Origin of the sequence: Promineifilum sp. (SeqCode) (assembly GCF_041918635.1) — a bacterium.
GTDB lineage: Bacteria > Chloroflexota > Anaerolineae > Promineifilales > Promineifilaceae > Promineifilum.
The window spans coordinates 1-2,246 of record NZ_JAYRVJ010000331.1; the positions used below are offsets into that span (position 1 = coordinate 1).

Genomic DNA, 2,246 nt, shown 5'->3' on the forward strand with positions numbered 1-2,246 from the left:
GAACGGATCATCGCCGAGCTTGGCTACGACTTCAGCCGCGGCCGGCTGGACAAGACCCACCATCCCTTCGAGACCGCGTTTTCGCTGGACGACGTGCGCATCACCACTCGCTACCGGACAGACGATCTGAGCGACGCGCTCTTCAGCAGCATCCACGAGACGGGCCACGCGCTCTATGAGTTGGGTATTGGCCGGGCGCTGGAAGGCACGCCGCTGGCCCAGGGCACGTCGGCCGGCGTCCACGAAAGCCAGTCGCGCCTGTGGGAGAATATCGTCGGCCGCAGCCGGCCGTTCTGGAACCACTACTACCCCCAACTCCAGGCCGCTTTCCCGGCGCAACTGGGCGGCGTGCCGCTGGAGACGTTCTACCGGGCCATCAACAAGGTGCAGCCCTCGCTCATCCGCACCGACGCCGATCAGATGACGTATGACCTGCACGTGATGATCCGCTTCGATCTGGAGCTGGCGCTGCTGGAGGGGTCGCTGGCCGTGGCCGATCTGCCGGAGGCGTGGCACGCGCGCTATGAGTCTGACCTGGGGCTGCGCGCCCCCGATGATACCGATGGCGTGCTGCAAGACGTGCACTGGTACAGCGGGCTCATTGGCGGGTTGTTCCAGGGGTATACATTGGGCAACATCATGAGCGCCCTGTTCTACCGGGAAGCGCTGCGGGCGCATCCCGACATCCCGGAGCAGATCGGGCGGGGGCAGTTCGCCACGCTCCACGACTGGCTGCGCGAGAACATCTATCAGCACGGCTCGAAGTTCACGGCCGATGAGTTGGTGCAGCGCGTCACCGGCGGGCCGCTGACCATCGCGCCGTATGTGGCCTACTTGCGGGAAAAGTTCGTAGAGTAAGAGGCTCACGCAAAGAAGCAAAGGACGCAAAGAAAGATGTTCTTCTTTGCGTCCTTTGCTTCTTTGTGTTCTTTGCGTGAGCTCTTCTTTCTCAGTTAATAGAGAAGATGCCGATGTCTTCGGTCGGCATGGTGCGCATCAGAGCCAGTTCGCGGCGGTAGGCGCGGGCCAGGTTGCCGGCCAGCGTTGTCGCCCGCTCGGCGGCCAGGAAGGCTTGCTTCTCGTCGGGCGGCAGCTGGATCAGCGTGGCCGCCAGGTAGATCAGCCCCAGCGGCTCGGACGGAACCTGATCCGGCTCCATGTCGATGGTTCCCAGCGTCGCCAGCTTGTGGAGGTATTCGATGACCAGCGGCTCTAGCGCCTCGGCGCGCGCCTCCAGTTGCTCGGGGTTATCTTCCAGCAGCGGCGTCGGCTCGACCATGCCGACCAGGTAGGGCTTCTCGTCGCGGCCCAGCCGGACAACGCGGAAGCGCTCGCGGCCGACGGTCATGATGAGCATGTTGCCCCCATCCAGCGGCTGAACCTGGGCGATCTCGGCCGTGCAGCCGATGGCGTAGGGGCGGGCCAAGGGGCCGCCTTCGGCCGCGCCCTCGGCGATGAGCACCACGCCAAACGGCCGGTTGTCGCGGATGCAGTCGGCGACCATCTCCTTGTAGCGATCCTCAAAGATGTGCAGCGGCAGGGGCATCCCCGGAAACAGCACCGTATTGAGCGGGAACAGCGGCAGCTCGTACATTTTGGTTTCAGACCTCATGACCATACCTCTACGCTGGATTATACCGGCCGCGCAATAGCAAAACGTAAACGGAAGAAATTAGGAATTAGGAATTAGGAATTAGCGCGCCTCCAGTGGCTTCTTGCCCAATTCCTAATTCCTAATTATTTCCGTTGCATGCGTAGGAGCATGAAGACCATGCTGCCCAGAGCGGTGAGGGCGGCGAGGGCGATCTTGGTCACGTCCACGATGGGTTCGACGCGAACGCCCTGACTGTCCATGATGATGACGGCGACCGGCCGGGCCAGGGTGCTGCCCCCGCCGCCGACGCCAATGCCATAGCCCTCGTTCGGGCCGCTGGCGGCGCGTTCTTCGGTCGTCTCGACAGTCTCGGCTGCCGGAGTTTCTGCCGTGGGCTGGCTCGTGCCGCCGCCGCCGCCGCCGCCCGCGCCGGCCCACACCAGCACTTCGGCGGCGGTAATCACCGTCCGGCCCTCGGCCGACACCGGCGCGGCGAAGACCGCCTCCGGGCTGGCGGCGTCGAACAGCCGATCCAGCTTGTCCAGCACCGTTTGCGCTGTCTCGAACCCGCGTTGGGTTTCCGGTCTTTCCAACGATCCTGCCTCGGTCATGACGTTCACTCCTTTCGCCCGCGGCCGCCCGCCAACAGGCC

The 2,246-nt window shown here is 64.3% G+C and carries 2 protein-coding genes and 1 pseudogene; 1 reads left to right on the forward strand and 2 read right to left on the reverse strand.

Annotated elements, in window-relative coordinates; all coding sequences use genetic code 11:
* Positions 1 to 858: pseudogene (locus tag ACE3UY_RS10555) on the forward strand (carboxypeptidase M32); the annotation flags it as partial.
* A gap of 91 nt (positions 859 to 949) precedes the next feature.
* Here ACE3UY_RS10555 and ACE3UY_RS10560 read toward each other — a convergent pair.
* Together ACE3UY_RS10560 and ACE3UY_RS10565 are read right to left on the reverse strand one after the other, a co-directional pair.
* On the reverse strand, positions 950 to 1,612 hold the full coding sequence (locus ACE3UY_RS10560; protein WP_374687492.1) for an LON peptidase substrate-binding domain-containing protein: 663 nt from the start codon (positions 1,610 to 1,612) through the stop codon (positions 950 to 952).
* 125 nt (positions 1,613 to 1,737) lie between these two features.
* Positions 1,738 to 2,246, reverse strand: a 509-nt coding sequence (locus ACE3UY_RS10565; RefSeq protein WP_374687493.1) for a hypothetical protein, incomplete at its 5' end; no start/stop codon positions are given.